Annotated in this window: 17 protein-coding genes and 1 pseudogene; all 18 read left to right on the top strand. The window is 61.1% G+C overall.

Annotated elements, in window-relative coordinates:
* Positions 1-32: 32 nt before the first annotated feature.
* Complete coding sequence (rpsB, locus tag HB675_RS06660) at positions 33-773, top strand: 30S ribosomal protein S2 (RefSeq protein WP_213876905.1); 741 nt, start codon at positions 33-35, stop codon at positions 771-773.
* Positions 774-863: 90 nt separating this feature from the next.
* Positions 864-1,736, top strand: coding sequence for a translation elongation factor Ts (gene tsf, locus HB675_RS06655; RefSeq protein WP_213876903.1), 873 nt, complete (start codon positions 864-866; stop codon positions 1,734-1,736).
* A 136-nt stretch (positions 1,737-1,872) separates the two neighbouring features.
* A pseudogene (locus HB675_RS06650) lies at positions 1,873-2,024 on the top strand (UMP kinase); the annotation flags it as partial.
* A complete protein-coding gene (gene frr, locus HB675_RS06645) occupies positions 2,021-2,578 on the top strand; it encodes a ribosome recycling factor (protein ID WP_213876901.1) in 558 nt (185 codons plus the stop codon). The pseudogene HB675_RS06650 and the gene frr, both read left to right, overlap by 4 nt.
* A gap of 16 nt (positions 2,579-2,594) precedes the next feature.
* Positions 2,595-3,350 carry a polyprenyl diphosphate synthase gene (gene uppS / locus HB675_RS06640; RefSeq protein ID WP_213876899.1) on the top strand — a complete coding sequence of 252 codons (756 nt, stop codon included), beginning with the start codon at positions 2,595-2,597 and terminating at the stop codon, positions 3,348-3,350.
* On the top strand, positions 3,350-4,165 hold the full coding sequence (locus HB675_RS06635) for a phosphatidate cytidylyltransferase (RefSeq protein WP_213876891.1): 816 nt from the start codon (positions 3,350-3,352) through the stop codon (positions 4,163-4,165). The genes uppS and HB675_RS06635 overlap by 1 nt, the downstream gene beginning before the upstream one ends.
* The gene (ispC, locus tag HB675_RS06630; protein WP_213876889.1) at positions 4,162-5,352 is read left to right on the top strand and encodes a 1-deoxy-D-xylulose-5-phosphate reductoisomerase; all 1,191 of its coding nucleotides are present in this window, start codon (positions 4,162-4,164) and stop codon (positions 5,350-5,352) included. Before HB675_RS06635 ends, ispC begins: the two co-directional genes overlap by 4 nt.
* A gap of 35 nt (positions 5,353-5,387) precedes the next feature.
* Positions 5,388-6,740, top strand: coding sequence for a sigma E protease regulator RseP (gene rseP / locus HB675_RS06625; protein ID WP_213876887.1), 1,353 nt, complete (start codon positions 5,388-5,390; stop codon positions 6,738-6,740).
* Positions 6,741-6,813: 73 nt separating this feature from the next.
* On the top strand, positions 6,814-9,189 hold the full coding sequence (bamA, locus tag HB675_RS06620; protein ID WP_213876885.1) for an outer membrane protein assembly factor BamA: 2,376 nt from the start codon (positions 6,814-6,816) through the stop codon (positions 9,187-9,189).
* A gap of 45 nt (positions 9,190-9,234) precedes the next feature.
* Positions 9,235-9,747 (top strand): OmpH family outer membrane protein, encoded by a 513-nt coding sequence (locus HB675_RS06615; RefSeq protein WP_213876883.1) that lies wholly within the window; start codon positions 9,235-9,237, stop codon positions 9,745-9,747.
* 2 nt (positions 9,748-9,749) lie between these two features.
* Complete coding sequence (lpxD, locus tag HB675_RS06610) at positions 9,750-10,805, top strand: UDP-3-O-(3-hydroxymyristoyl)glucosamine N-acyltransferase (RefSeq protein ID WP_213877291.1); 1,056 nt, start codon at positions 9,750-9,752, stop codon at positions 10,803-10,805.
* Positions 10,806-10,927: 122 nt separating this feature from the next.
* Positions 10,928-11,368, top strand: a complete 441-nt coding sequence (gene fabZ / locus HB675_RS06605) for a 3-hydroxyacyl-ACP dehydratase FabZ (RefSeq protein ID WP_213876880.1) — start codon at positions 10,928-10,930, stop codon at positions 11,366-11,368.
* On the top strand, positions 11,365-12,141 hold the full coding sequence (lpxA, locus tag HB675_RS06600; protein WP_213876878.1) for an acyl-ACP--UDP-N-acetylglucosamine O-acyltransferase: 777 nt from the start codon (positions 11,365-11,367) through the stop codon (positions 12,139-12,141). Before fabZ ends, lpxA begins: the two co-directional genes overlap by 4 nt.
* Complete coding sequence (gene lpxB / locus HB675_RS06595) at positions 12,141-13,286, top strand: lipid-A-disaccharide synthase (RefSeq protein ID WP_213876876.1); 1,146 nt, start codon at positions 12,141-12,143, stop codon at positions 13,284-13,286. Before lpxA ends, lpxB begins: the two co-directional genes overlap by 1 nt.
* An 8-nt stretch (positions 13,287-13,294) precedes the next feature.
* Positions 13,295-13,924, top strand: a complete 630-nt coding sequence (gene rnhB, locus HB675_RS06590) for a ribonuclease HII (protein WP_213877290.1) — start codon at positions 13,295-13,297, stop codon at positions 13,922-13,924.
* A gap of 71 nt (positions 13,925-13,995) precedes the next feature.
* A complete protein-coding gene (gene dnaE, locus HB675_RS06585; protein ID WP_213876874.1) occupies positions 13,996-17,517 on the top strand; it encodes a DNA polymerase III subunit alpha in 3,522 nt (1,173 codons plus the stop codon).
* 158 nt (positions 17,518-17,675) lie between these two features.
* Complete coding sequence (locus HB675_RS06580) at positions 17,676-18,623, top strand: acetyl-CoA carboxylase carboxyltransferase subunit alpha (RefSeq protein WP_213876872.1); 948 nt, start codon at positions 17,676-17,678, stop codon at positions 18,621-18,623.
* Between the two features lie 130 nt (positions 18,624-18,753).
* Positions 18,754-20,040, top strand: coding sequence for a tRNA lysidine(34) synthetase TilS (gene tilS / locus HB675_RS06575; protein ID WP_213876870.1), 1,287 nt, complete (start codon positions 18,754-18,756; stop codon positions 20,038-20,040).
* Positions 20,041-20,080: the final 40 nt, after the last annotated feature.

Genomic DNA, 20,080 nt, shown 5'->3' with positions numbered 1-20,080 from the left:
GGAGGCCTAACCCGACTTATCAAGGAACTATCATGTCCCAAGTCAATATGCGCGATATGCTGAAGGCCGGTGTGCACTTCGGCCACCAGACCCGTTACTGGAACCCGAAAATGGGCAAGTACATTTTCGGCGCGCGCAACAAGATCCACATCATCAACCTCGAAAAAACCCTGCCAATGTTCAACGAAGCGCTGACTTTCGTTGAGCGCCTGGCTCAGGGCAAGAACAAGATCCTGTTCGTCGGCACCAAGCGTTCCGCTGGCAAGATCGTTGCCGAAGAAGCAGCACGCTGCAACTCGCCGTACGTCGACCATCGCTGGTTGGGCGGCATGCTGACCAACTTCAAGACCATCCGTGCTTCGATCAAGCGTCTGCGCGACCTGGAAACCCAGGCCGAAGATGGCACTTTTGCCAAGCTGACCAAGAAAGAAGCCCTGATGCGCACCCGTGATCTGGAAAAACTGGATCGCAGCCTGGGTGGTATCAAGGACATGGGCGGCCTGCCCGACGCACTGTTCGTCATCGACGTTGATCACGAGCGCATCGCGATCACCGAAGCCAACAAGCTGGGTATCCCGGTCATCGGCGTCGTCGACACCAACAGCAGCCCTGAAGGTGTTGACTACATCATCCCAGGCAACGATGACGCGATCCGCGCCATCCAGCTGTACATGGGTTCGATGGCCGACGCTGTCATCCGTGGCCGCAACCACGTCGCTGGCGGTACTGAAGAGTACGTCCAGGACGCTCCGGCTGCAGCAGTAGAAGGCTGAGACTAGACGCCAGGCGTTTACTCAGTACGCAAAAAGGGGGCTAGGCCCCCTTTTTGCCACCTCAAGAATCAGTCCAAGAGGATTTTAGAAATGGCAGAGATTACTGCAGCGCTGGTCAAAGAACTGCGCGAGCGTACCGGCGAAGGCATGATGGATTGCAAAAAGGCCTTGACCAAGGCTGGCGGCGACATCGAAAAGGCAATCGACGACATGCGCGCTTCCGGCGCCATCAAAGCCGCCAAGAAAGCAGGCAACATCGCTGCTGAAGGCGCTATCGCTGTCAAGGTCGCCGCAGACGGCAAGTCCGCTGTGATCCTGGAAGTCAACTCGCAGACCGACTTCCTGGCTCTGCAGGAAGACTTCAAGAACTTCGTCGCTGCCAGCGTTGAAAAGGCGTTCGCCGACAAGCTGACCGATGCTGCTCCCCTGATCGCTGCTCAAGAGCCTGCTCGTGAAGCCCTGGTGGCCAAGGTTGGCGAAAACGTCAACATTCGTCGTCTGGTTCGCGTTGAAGGCGACGTGGTCGATGCTTACCTGCACGGCGGCAAGATCGGTGTTGTGGTTGCCCTGAAAGGCGGCAACGCCGAACTGGCTCGCGACATCGCCATGCACGTGGCGGCCAGCAACCCTGAGTTCCTGCTGCCATCGCAGGTTTCGGCCGAAGCGATCGAGCGCGAAAAAGGCGTGTTCCTGAGCCTGAACGAAGACAAGATCAAGGGCAAACCTGCCGAGATCGTCGAAAAAATGGTTGGCGGTCGTATCAGCAAGTTCCTGGCTGAAGCCAGTCTGGTCGAGCAAGCCTTCGTCAAGAACCCTGAGATCAAGGTCGGTGACCTGGCCAAGAAAGCTGGCGCTGAAATCGTTTCCTTCACCTACTTCAAAGTAGGCGACGGCATCGAGAAGCCGGTCGACAACTTCGCTGACGAAGTTGCCGCCCAAGTGGCTGCTGCCAGCAAGCAATAAGACGGCGCTTCACCTGCCGTCCCAAAGAGGCCGCCCGCTCACGCGCGCGGCCTCTTTTACAAATGGTGACAAGGTTTTTTGCGGCAATGGGTTCAGCCTCACGGGTGGGGTGGAACCTATTGGCCGAAAGTGGTCAGATGCCGACGTGCGCTCAAGGCGACTAAAGTGGATGGCGTGTACACTGCCGATCCATTGCAGGATCTGTTTCACATGAACAAGCCAGGCGCCCTGCTGAAAAGAGTGGTGGATGGCGCCGAAGTAACTCTGATCGAGGAAGGCGAGCAATGATCAACGAAATCAAGAAAGACGCTCAGGCGCGTATGCAGAAGACCCTGGAATCGCTGGCTCACGCGTTCAGCCGCATTCGTACCGGGCAGGCACATCCGAGCATTCTGAGTGGTGTGATGGTGCCTTACTACGGTTCCGACACCCCGATCAACCAGGTGGCCAACGTCACCGTCAAGGACGCTCGCACCTTGCAGGTCGTGGCATTCGAACGCAATATGCTGGGCGCCGTCGACAAGGCTATCCAGAGCTCGGGCCTGGGTTTCAACCCGACCAACCTGGGCGAGCTGCTGCTGATCTCCATGCCGGCCCTGACCGAAGAAACCCGCAAGGGCTTCACCAAGCAGGCCCGTGATGCTGCCGAAGATGCCCGCGTGGCTGTGCGCAACATCCGTCGTGACGCCCTGAGCCAATTCAAGGATCTGGTCAAGGAAAAGGAAATCAGCGAAGACGAAGAGCGCAAGGCTGCCGACGATATTCAGAAGCTGACCGACAAGTTCGTGGCTGAAATCGAAGTGGCCGTGAAACAGAAAGAAGCGGATCTCATGGCCGTATAAGGACCAGCACTTTTTCATGGAAAAGACCAAGCTGGCAGTGCCTGCCACCGTGCCGCGTCATGTTGCGATCATCATGGACGGCAATAACCGTTGGGCCAAGAAACGTCTGTTGCCGGGTGTCGCCGGGCACAAGGCCGGCGTTGACGCCGTGCGCGCCGTGATCGAAGTGTGCGCGCAGGCCAAGGTAGAAGTGCTGACGTTGTTCGCCTTTTCCAGCGAAAACTGGCAGCGCCCGGCCGAAGAGGTTGGCGCGCTGATGGAGCTGTTCTTCTCGGCTCTGCGCCGGGAAGCCAAGCGGCTCAATGAGAACCGGATCAGCCTGCGCATCATCGGCGACCGTTCCCGTTTCCATCCCGAGCTGCAGGCGGCCATGCGCGAGGCCGAGGCGCTGACCGCCGGTCCCGGGCGTTTCATCCTGCAGATTGCTGCCAACTACGGTGGTCAGTGGGACATTGCCCAGGCTGCCCAGCAACTGGCCCGCAAGGTCCAGGCCGGGCATCTGCAGCCTGAAGAAATTACCCCGCAGTTGTTGCAGACCTGCCTGGCCACCGGCGACCTGCCGGTGCCGGACCTGTGCATTCGCACAGGCGGGGAGCACCGAATCAGCAACTTCCTGCTGTGGCAGCTGGCTTACGCCGAGCTGTACTTCTCCGACCTGTTCTGGCCGGACTTCAAACACGAGGCCATGCGCACTGCCTTGGCCGATTTTGCCTCGCGTCAGCGTCGCTTCGGTAAAACGAGTGAACAAGTCGAGTCTGGAGCCCGCGTTTAATGCTTAAACAACGCATCATCACTGCACTGATCCTGCTGCCCGTTGCTCTGTGTGGGTTCTTCCTGCTCAGTGGCGCCGGTTTTGCCCTGTTCATCGGTCTGGTCGTGACCCTGGGTGCCTGGGAATGGGCGCGCCTGTCCGGCCTTGAAGGCGAGGTCGCGCGGGTGGTGTTTGCGCTGGCAGTGGCCGTGCTGCTGTCCTTCCTTTATCACTCACCAAGCCTGGCGCCGTGGTTGCTGACCGCGGCGGTGGTCTGGTGGGGGCTGGCGACCGGCCTGGTGGTCACCTATCCGCGCACCGCTGCGCGTTGGGGTGGCTTGCCGGGCAAGCTGCTGATCGGTCTGCTGGTGCTCCTGCCGGCCTGGCAGGGCCTGGTGCTGATCAAGCAATGGCCGTTGGGCAACTGGCTGATCATGGCGATCATGGTGCTGGTCTGGGGGGCGGACATCGGTGCCTACTTCTCGGGCAAGGCTTTCGGCAGGCGCAAGCTGGCCCCTGAAGTCAGCCCGGGCAAGAGTTGGGAAGGTTTCATCGGCGGCATGGCCCTGTGCCTGGTGATTGCCTTGGTCGTCGGTCTGTCGCGCCATTGGACGGCTCGCGAATTGGTACTGGGCCTGATCGCGACCGCCATTGTCGTCGCGATCTCGGTGGTGGGCGACCTCACCGAAAGCATGTTCAAGCGTCGCGCCGGGATCAAGGACAGCAGCAATCTGCTGCCAGGCCACGGCGGCGTGCTGGACCGTATCGACAGCCTGACCGCAGCCATACCGGTGTTCACCGTGCTGCTCTGGGCGGCTGGCTGGGGCGCCTTGTGAGCCTGGTACAACGCATTACCGTGTTGGGCGCCACTGGCTCCATCGGCCTGAGTACCCTCGACGTCATCGCCCGGCACCCTGACCGCTATCAGGTATTTGCCCTGAGTGGTCATTCTCGCCTTCAGGAACTGCTGGGCCTGTGTGTGCGTCATCGCCCGCAAGTAGCGGTGGTGCCTGATGATCAGGCGGCCGAGTGGCTGACCACCGGCTTGCGGGCCGAAGGGTTGGTCACCGAAGTACTGGTCGGTGAGGCGGGCCTGTGCGATGTGGCGGCCGCTCCCGAGGTGGATGCGGTGATGGCGGCCATCGTCGGCGCAGCTGGGTTGAGCCCGACCCTGGCCGCCGTGCGCGCTGGCAAGAAAGTGTTGCTGGCCAACAAGGAAGCGCTGGTCATGTCCGGCGCGCTGTTCATGCAGGCCGTGCGCGATAGTGGGGCGGTTCTGCTGCCCATCGACAGCGAGCACAACGCGATCTTTCAATGCCTTCCCGGTGACTTCGGGCGCGGCCTGGAAAAAGTGGGTGTGCGGCGCATTCTGTTGACGGCTTCCGGCGGCCCGTTTCGTCGCACGCCCTTGGCTGAGCTGGCCGAGGTCACCCCCGAGCAGGCCTGCGCCCATCCGAACTGGTCCATGGGCCGCAAGATTTCCGTGGACTCGGCCAGCATGATGAACAAGGGCCTGGAACTGATCGAGGCCTGCTGGCTGTTCGATGTCCGGCCCGAACAAGTGGAGGTCGTGGTGCACCCCCAGAGCGTGATTCATTCTCTGGTGGACTACGTTGACGGTTCGGTGCTGGCGCAATTGGGCAATCCTGACATGCGCACGCCCATCGCCAATGCTTTGGCCTGGCCTGCACGTATCGACTCCGGTGTCGCGCCCCTCGACCTGTTCGCCATCGCGCGGCTGGATTTCGAAGCCCCGGACGAGGTGCGGTTTCCGTGCCTGCGCCTGGCGCGCCAGGCGGCGCAGGCCGGCCAAAGCGCCCCGGCGGCGCTCAATGCGGCCAATGAAGTGGCCGTCTCGGCATTTCTCGAACGTCGCATCCGCTATCCCGAGATCGCGGGTATGATCGAGGACGTGTTGAACCAGCAGGCCGTGGTCCCGTTGGCGGATCTAGGCGCCGTGTTCGACGCCGACGCCCGGTCCCGGCAGTTGGCCGAGCGCTGGCTGCAGCAGCATGGACGTTAGTCGATGAGTACAGTGGCAAAGATTCGGAGAGAGCCATGAGCGCGCTATACATGATTGTCGGCACCCTGGTGGCCCTGGGTGTGCTGGTGACGTTTCACGAGTTCGGTCATTTCTGGGTCGCGCGACGCTGTGGCGTCAAGGTCCTGCGTTTTTCGGTGGGTTTCGGCACACCGTTGTTGCGTTGGAAGGATCGGCAGGGTACCGAGTACGTAGTAGCGGCCATCCCCTTGGGCGGCTATGTGAAAATGCTCGATGAGCGCGAAGGTGAAGTGCCCGAGGCCCTCCAGGAACAATCCTTCAACCGTAAATCCGTACGCCAGCGCATCGCGATCGTCGCGGCGGGCCCTGTGGCAAACTTTCTATTGGCGCTGGTGTTCTTCTGGATCCTGGCGATGCTTGGCAGCCAGCAGCTGCGGCCGGTCATCGGCACGGTGGAGGCGGGGAGTCTTGCCGCCAGTGCCGGGCTGGTCGGTGGTGAAGAAATCATCGCCGTCGATGGTGAACCGACCGTGGGCTGGTCTGCCGTGAATCTGCAGCTGGTACGCCGCCTGGGCGAGTCCGGCAGCTTGCTGTTCAGCGTCCGCGATCAGGCCTCAGGGGCTGAATCGGACAAGCGTCTGACGCTGAACGACTGGCTCAAGGGCTCCGACGAGCCCGACCCGATTCGCTCGCTGGGTATCCGCCCATGGCGTCCTGCGGTGGCCCCGATCCTGGCCGAGTTCGACCCCAAAGGCCCGGCCCAGGCGGCCGGCTTCAAAGCGGGCGATCGCCTGCTGAGCCTTGACGGCCAGCCGCTGACGGACTGGCAGCAGGTGGTAGACAAGGTTCGTACACTGGCTGATACCCGAATTGTGCTGCAAGTGGAACGCGACGGTGCTCCAATCGACATCCCTGTCACCCTGGCCAGCCGCGGCGAGGGCAAATCGGCCACTGGATACCTGGGTGCCGGGGTGAAAGCCATTGATTGGCCGCCTGACATGCTGCGCGAAGTTCGCTTCGGCCCGTTGGACGCCGTGGCCGAGGGGGCTCGACGGACTTGGACCATGAGTGTCCTGACCCTTGATTCTTTGAAGAAAATGCTGTTCGGCGAGCTCTCGGTAAAAAACTTGAGTGGACCGATAACCATTGCTAAAGTGGCGGGCGCTTCGGCCCAGTCGGGCATGGGAGATTTCCTGAATTTCCTTGCCTATCTGAGCATTAGCCTGGGGGTTTTGAATTTGTTACCCATTCCGGTACTGGATGGGGGGCATCTGTTGTTCTATCTGATCGAGTGGGTGCGTGGTCGCCCGGTCTCTGATCGGGTGCAAGGTTGGGGGATTCAAATCGGTATCAGTCTGGTGGTTGGAGTCATGCTCCTCGCCCTGATAAACGATTTGGGTCGACTGTAATGCGTCGCTCGATTGCGAACCTGCCGCATATGCGGCAGTTTGTTTATTGCCAGTTGGAATAAGAAAGGACTTCATGAAACGTCTGTTGCTAACTGCGGTTCTTTCCGTATTGATGATCGCTGAAGTTCAAGCCGAGACCTTCAAGGTCTCCGATATCCGTGTCAATGGCTTGCAGCGGGTTTCCGCCGGCAGTGTCTTTGGCGCCTTGCCGTTGAACGTCGGTGAGGAAGTGGATGACAAGCGCCTGGTGGAATCCACCCGGGCACTGTTCAAAACCGGCTTTTTCCAGGACATCCAACTGGGTCGCGACGGTAACGTCCTGGTCATCAATGTGGTGGAGCGCCCCTCTGTCTCGGCTATCGAGATCGACGGCAACAAAGCTATCACTACAGAAGACCTGCTCAAGGGCCTGAAAAGTTCCGGCCTGGCTGAAGGCGAGATCTTCCAGCGTGCCACCCTCGAAGGCGTGCGTAACGAATTGCAACGCCAATATGTCGCCCAGGGTCGTTATTCGGCCAGCGTCGATACTGAGGTGGTGCCGCAGCCGCGTAACCGCGTGTTGCTGAAAATCAAGATCAACGAAGGCGAAGTCGCCGCGATCAAGCACATCAACGTGGTGGGCAACACCGTGTTCTCCGAGGAGGAGCTGACCGATCAGTTCGAACTCAAGACCACCAACTGGCTGTCGTTCTTCAAGAACGACGACAAGTATGCCCGCGAGAAGCTGTCGGGAGATTTGGAGCGTCTGCGTTCCTACTACCTGGACCGAGGCTATATCAACATGGATATCGCCTCGACCCAGGTCTCGATCACCCCGGACAAGAAAAGCGTCTACATCACGGTCAACATCAACGAGGGCCAGAAGTACTCGGTTCGCAGCGTCAAGCTCAGCGGTGACCTGAAGGTGCCTGAAGATCAGGTCCGTGCCCTGTTGCTGGTACAGCCTGGCCAGGTGTTCTCGCGCAAGGTCATGACCACGACGTCCGAACTGATCACCCGCCGCCTGGGTAACGATGGCTACACCTTTGCCAACGTCAATGGCGTGCCGACCCCGCACGACGATGACCACACCGTCGACATCACCTTCATGGTCGATCCGGGCAAGCGTGCCTACGTGGACCGCATCAACTATCGCGGCAACACCAAGACCGATGACCAGGTGCTGCGTCGCGAAATGCGCCAGATGGAAGGCGGCTGGGCTTCGACCTACTTGATCGATCAGTCCAAGACCCGCCTCGAGCGCCTGGGCTACTTCAAGGAAGTGAAGGTCGAGACGCCGGCCGTACCGGGCGTCGATGACCAGGTCGATGTCAACTATGCCGTGGAAGAACAAGCCTCGGGTTCCATCACCGCCAGCGTCGGTTTCGCTCAGGATGCCGGTCTGATCCTCGGTGGCTCGATCAGCCAGAACAACTTCCTCGGTACCGGTAACAAGGTCTCGCTGGGTCTGACCCGCAGCGAATACCAGACGCGCTACAACGCCAGCTACGTCAACCCGTACTTCACCCCGGATGGCGTGAGCCTGGGTTACAACGCGTTCTACCGCAAGACCAACTATGACGACCTCGATGTCGACATCGCGAGCTACTCGGTCGACAGCGTTGGCGTGGGCACCACCTTTGGTTACCCGATCAGCGAGACCTCGCGTCTGAACTTCGGCTTGACCGTACAGAACGACAAGATCAAGACCGGTACCTACACCGTTGAAGAGATTTTCGACTTTATCGATAAAGAAGGCTCGAACTTCACCAACTTCAAGGGCTCGGTAGGCTGGTCTTCCTCTACGTTGAACAAAGGCACCTTGCCGACCCGTGGTGCCTCTCAGAGCGTGACTGGTGAAATTACCTTGCCGGGCAGTGACCTGTCCTTCTACAAGATCGATTACCGCGGTCAGATGTTCCATCCCATCACTGATAACCTGACCCTGCGTCTGCACAGCGAGCTCGGCTACGGTGATGGCTATGGCAGCACCAACGGCCTGCCGTTCTACGAGAATTACTATGCGGGTGGTTTCAACTCCGTACGTGGCTTCAAAGACAGCACCTTGGGCCCTCGCAGTACGCCAAGTCAGCTGAACGCGGCCCGTGGCACCCTGGCAGACCCTGATCAGTCGCCGCTGGCCTTTGGTGGTAACGTCCAGATCACCGGTGGTGCGGAAGTCATGTTCCCGATGCCTTTCGTCAAGGATCAGCGCTCGCTGCGCACCTCCCTGTTCATGGACGTGGGTAACGTGTTTGACTCCAATTGTTCGGGCAGCACAGAGACGGCAACCGGCGAGAAGATCAAATGCGTCAATATCGACGTCAGCAACATGGCCGTTTCTGCTGGTCTGGGCGTGACCTGGGTCACCGCACTGGGTCCACTGAGCTTCAGCCTGGGCATGCCGATCAAGAAACCGGCGTACTCCGAAACCCAGATCTTCCAATTCTCTCTTGGCCAGACCTTCTAAGGGTCTGAGTCCAGACAACAGCAATGAATTCTGTAGGAGTGTAACGTGCGTAAGTTGACTCAAATGATCGTTCTGGCCGCCACCCTGACTGCTGCACTGGGTGCCACACCAGCGTTTGCCGACATGAAGATCGCGGTACTGAACTACCAGATGGCCCTGCTCGAGTCTGATGCGGCCAAACAGTATGCCGTGGATGCCGAGAAGAAATTCGGCCCGCAACTGACTCAGCTCAAGGCTCTGGAAAGCAGCGCCAAGGCGATTCAGGACCGCCTGAACGGCACCGAGAAGTTGTCTCAGAACGACCGTGACAGCCTGGAGCTGCAATTCAAGCAGAAGGCCCGGGACTTCCAGGTCAACTCCAAGAACCTCAACGATGCCAAGGCTTCCGCCGACCGCGACATGTTGAAAGTCCTCAAGCCTCGTCTGGATGGCGCTGTGGAGGAAGTGATCAAGAAAGGCGCCTTTGACCTGGTGCTCGAGCGTGGCGCGGTAATCGATGTCAAACCTCAGTACGACATCACCCGCCAGGTCATCGAGCGCATGAATCAGTCCAAGTGACGATGACGGCGACCATGAAGCTCGGCCAGTTGGCCGAGTTCCTCGGCGCCACCTTGCGTGGCGACGGGGAAAAGCAGATTACCGGGCTGGCGACTCTTCAAGAGGCCGGCCCGGCTCAGTTGAGCTTTCTGGCAAACCCCCAGTACCGCAAGTACCTCACTGACACGTCGGCCGGCGCTGTGCTGCTCAAGCAGGCGGATGCCGAAACCTATGAAGGTGATGCGCTGGTGGTCCCGGATCCGTATCTGGCTTACGCCCGCATCTCGCATCTGTTCGATCCCAAACCTCGTGCTGCGGCCGGCGTGCACCCCAGTGCGGTGGTTGCTGCCGATGCTCAGGTCGATCCGGCCGCCAGTATCGGGCCATTCGTGGTGATCGAGAGTGGCGCCGTGATTGGCGCCGGTACCACCATCGGCGCACATTGCTTCATCGGCGCGCGCTGTGTGATCGGTGAGGGCGGCTGGCTTGCGCCGCGGGTCACGCTGTATCACGACGTACGGATCGGCCAGCGGGTCGTGGTGCAGTCGGGTGCGGTGCTGGGGGGCGAAGGTTTCGGCTTTGCCAACGAGAAGGGCGTGTGGCAGAAAATCGCCCAGATCGGCGGTGTCAGCATCGGTGACGACGTTGAGATCGGTGTCAACACCGCCATCGACCGCGGCGCCCTGGCGGATACGGTAATCGGTAACGGCGTGAAACTGGACAACCAGATCCAGATCGCCCACAACGTGCAGATTGGCGACCATACCGCCATGGCGGCCTGCGTCGGCATCTCCGGCAGCGCCAAGATCGGTCGACACTGCACCTTGGCCGGTGGCGTCGGGCTGGTGGGGCACATCGAGATCTGCGACAACGTTTTCATCAGCGGGATGACCATGGTCACTCGTTCCATCACCGAACCGGGGGCTTATTCCTCGGGTACGGCGATGCAGCCGATCGCCGATTGGCGCAAGAGTGCGGCGCGGATTCGTCAGCTTGACGACATGTATCGCCGTCTCCAGCACGTCGAAAAGCGTGTCGATTCGGTGACCCAGGACGGCAAAGCATCATCTGATGGCTAAGCCCTTGCTTTGGCAAGGGCATTTTTCAAGTGCAACAGCGGCTAAACTGCCTCCTTCGATGCAACAGGAGTGCTGCGCGTCGGTCGCGCGCTCCCTATCTTTTATACAGGCTTCCCCCAGAAATGATGGACATCAACGAGATTCGCGAATACCTGCCCCACCGTTACCCGTTCCTGCTTGTGGACCGGGTCGTGGAGCTGGATATCGAAGGCCAAAGTATCAGTGCCTACAAGAATGTCAGCATCAACGAGCCTTTCTTCAATGGCCATTTCCCTCAGCACCCGATCATGCCCGGTGTACTGATTATCGAAGCCATGGCTCAAGCGGCGGGGATCCTCGGTTTCAAGATGCTCAACACCAAGCCGGCTGATGGCACCCTGTACTATTTTGTCGGAACCGACAAACTGCGCTTCCGCCAGCCCGTGCTGCCGGGTGACCAGCTTGTGCTGGAAGCGAAATTCCTGCGCAAGAAAGGTCAGATCTGGCGCTTCGCCTGCCGTGCGCTGGTCGATGGAAAGCCTGTATGCTCGGCTGAAATCGTCTGCGCGGAACGCGAGCTATGAGTTTGATTGACCCTCGCGCCATCATCGATCCATCGGCTGTACTGGCCGATGGCGTTGAGGTCGGCCCTTGGTCGATCGTCGGCGCTGGTGTGGAAATCGGCGAGGGTACTGTCATCGGGCCGCATGTGGTGCTCAAGGGCCCGACCCGGATTGGCAAGCATAATCGGATCTACCAGTTTTCCTCGGTCGGCGAAGACACGCCTGATCTCAAATACAAAGGTGAAGACACCCGCCTGGTGATCGGCGACCACAACGTCATTCGGGAAGGGGTGACCATTCATCGGGGCACCATCCAGGACCGCGCGGAAACCACGCTGGGTGATCACAACCTGATCATGGCCTATGCCCACATCGGTCACGACAGCGTCATTGGCAACCATTGCATTCTGGTGAACAACACCGCGCTGGCCGGCCATGTGCATGTGGACGACTGGGCGATCCTCTCCGGTTTCACCTTGGTGCACCAGTTCTGCCATATCGGCGCCCACAGCTTTTCCGGCATGGGCACTGCGATTGGCAAGGACGTGCCGGCCTACGTGACGGTGTTCGGCAACCCGGCCGAGGCGCGCAGCATGAATTTCGAAGGCCTGCGCCGCCGCGGTTTCGGCGATGATGTCCTGCATGCCTTGCGTCGCGCCTACAAAGTGGTCTATCGCCAGGGCCTGACGGCCGAACAGGCGGTGCTCGAGTTGAGCGAGCCGGCGGCCAAATATGCTGAAGTGGCGATCTTTCGAGATTCCATCGTCAACTCCACTCGCGGTATCACTCGCTGATGGTCGAGCTGCAAGGCTTGCGAGTGGCAGTGGTGGCGGGGGAGGCCAGTGGCGATATCCTCGGTGCCGGCCTCATGCGCGCGCTCAAGGCGCGCCATCCGCAGATCGAGTTCATCGGTGTCGGCGGCCCCCTGATGGAGGCTGAAGGTCTGGTCTCGATCTTCCCCATGGAGCGGCTGGCCGTCATGGGGTTGGTGGAGGTACTGGGGCGGTTGCGCGAGCTGCTGGCCCGGCGCAAGGCGTTGATCGAGACCCTGATCGCAGCCCGGCCCGATGTGTTCATCGGTATCGACGCGCCCGACTTCACCCTCAATATCGAACTCAAGCTGCGCCAGGCCGGCATCAAGGCGGTGCACTATGTCAGCCCGTCAGTGTGGGCCTGGCGGCAGAAGCGTGTGCTGAAGATTCGCGAAGGCTGCGACCTGATGCTTACGCTGTTCCCCTTCGAAGCCCGGTTCTATGAAGAAAAGGGCGTGCCGGTGCGTTTTGTCGGCCATACCCTGGCCGACGCCATCCCCCTGCAAGCCGACCGCAGCGCGGCCCGCGCCGCCATCGGCTTGCCCGAGCAAGGCTGCGTCGTGGCGCTGATGCCCGGCAGTCGCGGCGGCGAGGTGGGGCGTCTCGGCGCGCTGTTCTTCGATGCGGCCGAACGGCTGCTGCAGGTGCGCCCACAGGTGCGTTTTGTCCTGCCTTGCGCCAATGCGAACCGTCGCGCCCAGCTGGAAGCCCTGCTGGTCGGTCGTGATTTGCCGATCACCTTGCTCGACGGCCGCTCTCACGACGCCTTGGCCGCCTGTGATGCGGTGCTGATCGCCTCCGGCACCGCCACCCTGGAAGCCTTGCTGTACAAGCGTCCGATGGTGGTGGCCTACCGAGTGGCACCGGTCACTTACTGGATTCTCAAGCGCATGGTGAAAAGTCCTTACGTGTCGCTTCCCAACCTGTTGGCCCAGCGTTTGCTGGTGCCCGAGTTGCTGCAGGACGCCGCCACGCCGCAGGCACTGGTGGACACCTTGCTGCCGTTGCTGGAAGAAGGCCGCGGGCAGACGGACAGTTTTGATGCCATTCACCGCACCCTGCGCTGCAATGCATCGGAGCAGGCGGCAGACGCGGTGCTTGGCTTGATCGAAGGAAAGCTGACATGAGCCGACAAATAGAAATGGGCCTGAACTTCGACCTGGTCGAAGCGTTGGTCTGCGGCGTCGATGAAGTCGGCCGCGGACCGCTGTGCGGTGCCGTGGTAACGGCGGCGGTGATCCTTGATCCTGCGCGGCCGATCCTCGGGCTCAACGACTCCAAGAAGCTCACTGAAGCCAGGCGCGAGCGTCTCTACGAGGAAATCATCGAGAAAGCCCTGAGCTGGAGCATCGCCCGCGCGGAAGTGGCCGAAATCGATTCCCTGAACATCCTCCACGCCACCATGCTGGCCATGCAACGCGCCGTTGAAGGCCTGCACATCACCCCGCGTCACGCGATGATCGACGGCAATCGTTGCCCGCGATTGAGCATGCCAGCTTCGGCGGTGGTGCAGGGCGACGCCTTGGTACCCGCCATCGCCGCCGCGTCGATTCTGGCCAAGGTCAGCCGCGATCGAGAAATGGCGGCATTCGAATTGATCTACCCGGGCTATGGCATTGGCAGTCACAAGGGCTATCCGACGCCCGTTCATCTGGAAGCCTTGGCCCGGATGGGCCCTACACCTATCCATCGGCGCAGCTTCGCCCCCGTGCGGGCGGCCTACGAGGCGCGGGCCCATCTGGATACTGATTTCGCAACGGTCTGACCGGCTGATGTTTTCACCGAGGCCCGGTACAATCCGGGCCTTGTCGTTTTCTGCGCATCTATAGGATCAACATGTCGGTCTCATTTGTTCATCTGCGCTTGCACACCGAATATTCGCTGGTCGATGGCCTGGTGCGCATCAAGCCGCTGGTCAAGGCGCTGAACGGTCTGAACATGCCTGCCGTAGCGGTCACCGACCAGAACAATATGTGTTCGCTGGTCAAATTCTACAAAGCCTCCATGGGCGCAGGCATCAAACCCATTTGCGGCGCCGACCTGTGGCTGTCCAATCGCGATCCGGATGCGCCTTTGAGCCGCATCAGCCTGCTGGCGATGAACGCCGTTGGCTATCGCAACATCACCGAACTGATCTCCCGTGGCTTTATCGACGGGCAGCGCAATGGCCAGGTGATCATCGAGCGCGAATGGGTGGCCGAAGCCAGCGAAGGGGTCATTTGCCTCTCTGCGGCCAAGGAAGGCGAGATCGGCCGTGCGTTGCTCGACGGCAACCCCGATGAAGCCCAGCGTCTGCTGGGCGAGTGGATGGCGGTCTTCCCCCAGCGCTTCTATGTCGAAGTGCAGCGCACCGACCGCGCCAACGACGAAGAATACCTGCACATGGCGGTGGGGTTGGCCGACCGTCTTGGTGCACCGTTGGTGGCCACCAATGATGTGCGCTTCATCCGCCAGGAAGACTTCGAGGCTCACGAAACCCGTGTCTGCATTGGCGAAGGCCGAGCCCTGGATGACCCCCGGCGCTCGAAAAACTACAGCGACCAGCAGTACCTGAAAAGTGCCGACGAGATGGCCGAGCTGTTCAGTGACCTGCCCGAGGCCTTGGCCAATACCGTCGAGATCGCCAAGCGCTGCAACATCGAAGTCAAGCTGGGCAAGCACTTCCTGCCGGACTATCCGATTCCGGACGGCATGACCATCGACGAGTATTTCCGCAAAGTATCATTCGACGGCCTCGAAGACCGTCTGAGTGTCCTGCTGCCCCGCGAGACCACCGAAGACTACGAGGCCAAGCGCCAGGTCTACGTCGATCGGTTGAATTTCGAGCTGGACATCATTATTCAGATGGGTTTCCCCGGCTACTTCCTGATCGTGATGGATTTCATCCAGTGGGCCAAGAGCAATGGCGTGCCGGTGGGGCCGGGCCGTGGGTCGGGTGCGGGTTCTCTGGTGGCCTATGTGCAGAAGATCACCGACCTTGACCCGTTGGAATACGACCTGCTGTTCGAGCGCTTCCTCAACCCGGAGCGGGTTTCCATGCCCGACTTCGACGTCGACTTCTGCATGGACGGTCGCGACCGAGTCATCGAATACGTGGCCGAGAAATACGGCCGCAATGCGGTCAGCCAGATCATCACCTTCGGTTCCATGGCCGCCAAGGCCGTGGTCCGCGACGTGGCGCGGGTCCAGGGCAAGTCCTACGGGCTGGCCGATCGCCTGTCGAAGATGATTCCGTTCGAAGTGGGAATGACTCTCGAAAAGGCCTACGAGCAGGAGGAGATCCTGCGCGACTTCATCAAGATCGATGAGGAGGCGGCGGAAATCTGGGAGATGGCGCGCAAGCTCGAAGGCGTGGTGCGTAACGTCGGCAAGCATGCCGGGGGCGTGGTGATTGCGCCCACCAAGCTGACCGACTTTTCGCCCATCTACTGCGACGAGGCCGGCGACGGTCTGGTAACCCAGTTCGACAAGGACGACGTGGAGGCCGCCGGGCTGGTGAAGTTCGACTTCCTCGGCCTGCGTACCCTGACCATCATCGACTGGGCCTTGAAGACCATCAACCGCGAGCGCGCCAAGGTCGACGAAGCGCCGCTGGACATCGCCTTCATCCCCCTGGATGACAAGCCGACCTACCAGTTGTTGCAAAAAGCCGAGACCACCGCGGTGTTCCAGCTCGAGTCCCGCGGCATGAAGGAGCTGATCAAGAAGCTCAAGCCCGACTGCCTTGAAGACCTGATCGCCCTGGTGGCGTTGTTCCGTCCGGGCCCGCTGCAGTCCGGCATGGTGGACGACTTCATCAACCGCAAGCACGGCCGCGCCGAGCTCGCCTACCCGCACTCAGATTATCAGTACGAAGGCCTCAAACCGGTGCTGGCGCCGACCTACGGCATCATCCTGTATCAGGAACAGGTGATGCAGATCGCCCAGGTCATGGCCGGCTACACCCTCGGCGGTGCCGACATGCTGCGCCGTGCGATGGGTAAAAAGAAGCCCGAAGAAATGGCCAAGCAGCGCGGCGGTTTCATCGAGGGCTGCGCGACCAACAACATTGATGCGGACCTGGCGGGCAACATCTTCGACCTGGTGGAGAAGTTTGCCGGTTACGGTTTCAACAAATCTCACTCCGCCGCCTATGGCCTGGTCTCCTATCAGACCGCCTGGCTGAAGACCCACTACCCGGCACCGTTCATGGCCGCGGTACTGTCAGCGGACATGCACAACACCGACAAGGTCGTGACCTTGATCGAAGAAGTGCGGACCATGAAACTGCGCCTCGATGCGCCGGACGTGAACACCTCGGAGTTCAAGTTCACGGTCAACGACGACGGCCGTATTGTCTATGGCCTGGGCGCCATCAAGGGCGTCGGTGAAGGGCCGGTGGAGGCGATCATCGAGGCCCGTGCCACCGGGCCGTTCAGCGACCTGTTCGACTTCTGCAGCCGGGTTGACCTCAAGCGTATCAACAAGCGCACCCTCGACGGGCTGATCCGCAGCGGTGCGCTGGACCGTCTCGGCCCGCACTTTCACGATGAGCCCAAGCAGTACCAGGCCAGCATCGACAGCAACCGCGCGGTGCTGCTGGCCGCCATGGAAGAGGCGATCAAGGCGGCCGAACAGACCGCACGCACCCACGACAGTGGTCACGCCGACCTGTTTGGCGGGTTGTTCGTCGAGGAAGATGCGGATGTCTACGCCAACCATCGCAAGGCCAAGGAGCTGACGCTAAAGGAGCGTCTGCGCGGCGAAAAGGAGACCCTGGGGCTTTACCTCACCGGCCACCCTATCGACGAATACGAGGGCGAGATTCGCCGCTTTGCCCGGCAGCGCATCATCGACCTGAAACCGGCCCGGGACACGCAAACCGTGGCGGGCATGGTCATCGCCCTGCGAGTGATGAAGAACAAGAAGGGCGACAAGATGGGCTTTATCACCCTCGACGATCGCTCCGGGCGCATCGAGGCGTCGTTGTTCGCCGATGCGTTCATGTCCGCCCAGTCGCTGCTGCAGACCGATGCCATGGTAGTGGTCGAGGGCGAGGTCAGTAATGACGACTTTTCCGGTGGCCTGCGCCTGCGGGTCAAGCGCGTCATGAGCATGGAGGATGCGCGCACCGCGCTGGCCGAAAGCCTGCGCCTGAAGGTGCGCGCCGAAGCGCTCAAAGGTGACCGACTGAGCTGGCTGGGGGATCTTTGCAAGCGCCATCGAGGCGCCTGCCCGATCACCATGGAATACACCGGTCTCGATGCCAAGGCCATGTTGCAGTTTGGCGAGGGCTGGCGGATCGACCCGGCGGACAGTCTGATTCAAGCCCTGCGTGACCAGTTCGGGCGTGAGAACGTCTTTCTGCAATATCGTTGAAACCTGGTACCGGGCCAGTGGTCTTTTCTAGACCAGGCCGGGTGCGCAGGTTCAACGCTGATTATTAAACTCGACCTGAATGCGCCTGTTCCTTTAAGGTATGGCGCCAAACGGATCAACCGGCCGGCCGCCTGGCCGTCGACCCAAGACGGAAGACTATGAACCCGAATTTTCTGGATTTCGAACAGCCGATCGCTGACCTGCAAGCCAAGATCGAAGAGCTGCGGCTGGTGGGCAACGACAACTCGCTGAACATCGGCGACGAGATCTCCCGCCTGCAAGACAAAAGCAGCACGCTGACCGAGAGCATTTTCGGCAATCTGACCAGCTGGCAGATCGCTCGGCTGGCGCGTCACCCGCGTCGCCCGTACACCCTGGATTACATCCAGCACATCTTCACCGAGTTCGATGAACTGCATGGCGATCGGCATTTCTCCGATGACGCGGCCATTGTCGGCGGCATTGCCCGACTGAACGAGCAGCCGGTCATGGTCATTGGCCATCAGAAAGGCCGTGAAGTGCGCGAGAAAGTCCGCCGCAACTTCGGCATGCCGCGTCCTGAAGGCTACCGCAAGGCCTGCCGCCTGATGGAAATGGCCGAGCGTTTCAAGATGCCGATCCTGACCTTCATCGACACCCCGGGTGCCTACCCTGGCATCGACGCCGAAGAGCGCAATCAGAGCGAAGCCATCGCCTGGAACCTGCGGGTCATGGCTCGCCTGAAAACCCCGATCATCGCCACGGTGATCGGTGAGGGCGGTTCCGGCGGTGCGTTGGCCATCGGTGTCTGCGATCAGCTGAACATGCTGCAGTACTCCACCTACGCGGTGATCTCGCCGGAAGGCTGTGCCTCGATCCTGTGGAAAACCGCCGAGAAGGCGCCGGACGCGGCCGAGGCCATGGGTATCACTGCCGAGCGCCTGAAAGGCCTGGGCATTGTCGACAAGGTGATTGGCGAGCCTCTGGGCGGCGCCCACCGTGACCCGGTCACCGCTTCGGCCTCTATCCGCGCGGAATTGACCTCGCAGCTGGAAATGCTCAAGGGCTTTGACACCGAGACCCTGCTCAAGCGCCGTTATGATCGCCTGATGAGTTACGGGTTGTAATCCAGCCGCCGGTGGTGCGCCTATCGCGGGCAAGCCCCGCTCCCACAGATTGAACCCAGTCTCGGGCCCACGCTGTGGGAGCAGGGCTTGCCCGCGATAGCCGTTGCACGGTTTCACAGGGGGACTCGCTTTGCACGAATTGTTGACCTCCCACCTCAACGCCCCCCGCTGGCACATTGCCTTTTCCGGCGGCCTGGACTCCACCGTGCTGCTGCACAAGCTCGTCGAGCTTTCCCGTCAGCAAACGCTGCCCGCACTCCACGCCGTTCACATCCACCACGGCTTGCAAGCTGCGGCCGACGCTTGGCCCGCCCATTGTCAGACCGTCTGCGATGCACTGGGCGTGCCCCTCACGCTCATTCATGTCCAGGTTCAGCCCGGTGCCAGTCTCGAACAGGCCGCTCGTCTGGCCCGCTACGCTGCATTCGAGCAAGTGCTGGGCGTCGACGACGTCTTGCTGACCGCCCAGCACGGCAACGACCAGGCCGAAACCTTGCTGTTTCGCCTGCTGCGCGGCGCCGGGGTGCGTGGTCTCGCGGGTATGCCCAGTCAGCGCGCATTGGGGCAAGGCTGGCTGGTGCGGCCGTTGCTGGGTGAGTCGCGGGCTCAACTTGAGGCCTACGCTCGGGAATACGGGTTACGGGCTATCGAAGACCCGTCCAATCAAGACCTGCGTTACTCGCGTAACTACCTGCGCCAGCAGGTCGTCCCAGTGCTGGAGCAGCGTTGGCCGCAGGCAACTGCGACTATTGCGCGCAGCGCCGGGCACTTGCGCGAAGCCTTGAATCTGCTGGACGAACTGGCGATGGAAGATCTGCGCGCGGCCACGGCCCCAGGCACCTTCGACTGGCTGGGGCTGCCTTCACTTCTGCTGGGCCCCTTGGCGGCGCTGTCCACGGCCCGTCAGCGCAATGCCTTGCAGCATTGGCTGGCCCCGCTGACGCGGCTGCCCGACAGCGTGCATTGGCAAGGCTGGGAGGATTTTCGCGAGGCCGGGGCCAGCGCCCGCCCGATCTGGGCGCTAGGGGATGGCCAGATCCATCGCGGGGCAGGGCGCCTGTGGTGGCTGGCGCCGCTGTGGCAAGCGCCGACTTCGGCCGTTCAGCCCTGGATCGAAGGCTCGGGCTCACAGGTCTTGCCGGGCAATGGCGAGGTCAGGCTCGCTGGCGCACGGCCCGCCGGCCGGTTGCAGATCGGTTACCGCCAAGGCGGCGAAACCCTCGCACTACCGGGCCGTGGCCGGCGCGATCTCAAGCGCCTGCTCAACGAAACCGGGCTGCCGGCCTTTGCTCGTGGGCGCCTGCCGTTGCTGTTCGTCGACGGGCAGTTGCAGGCGGTGGCCAACTTCCCCGGCTTGAGTGCCAGCGAGGCCCGCCTGGACTGGTTGCCACCGACGAACGCGCAACGTTTGAGATGAAACGGTGTTTCCGGTAGACTACGCTCCCTTCTTGATACAA

The organism is Pseudomonas sp. dw_358, from assembly GCF_018449655.1.
Lineage (GTDB): Bacteria > Pseudomonadota > Gammaproteobacteria > Pseudomonadales > Pseudomonadaceae > Aquipseudomonas.
Note: the sequence above shows the minus strand (reverse complement) of the source record. Positions and strands in the feature narration are given on the sequence as shown.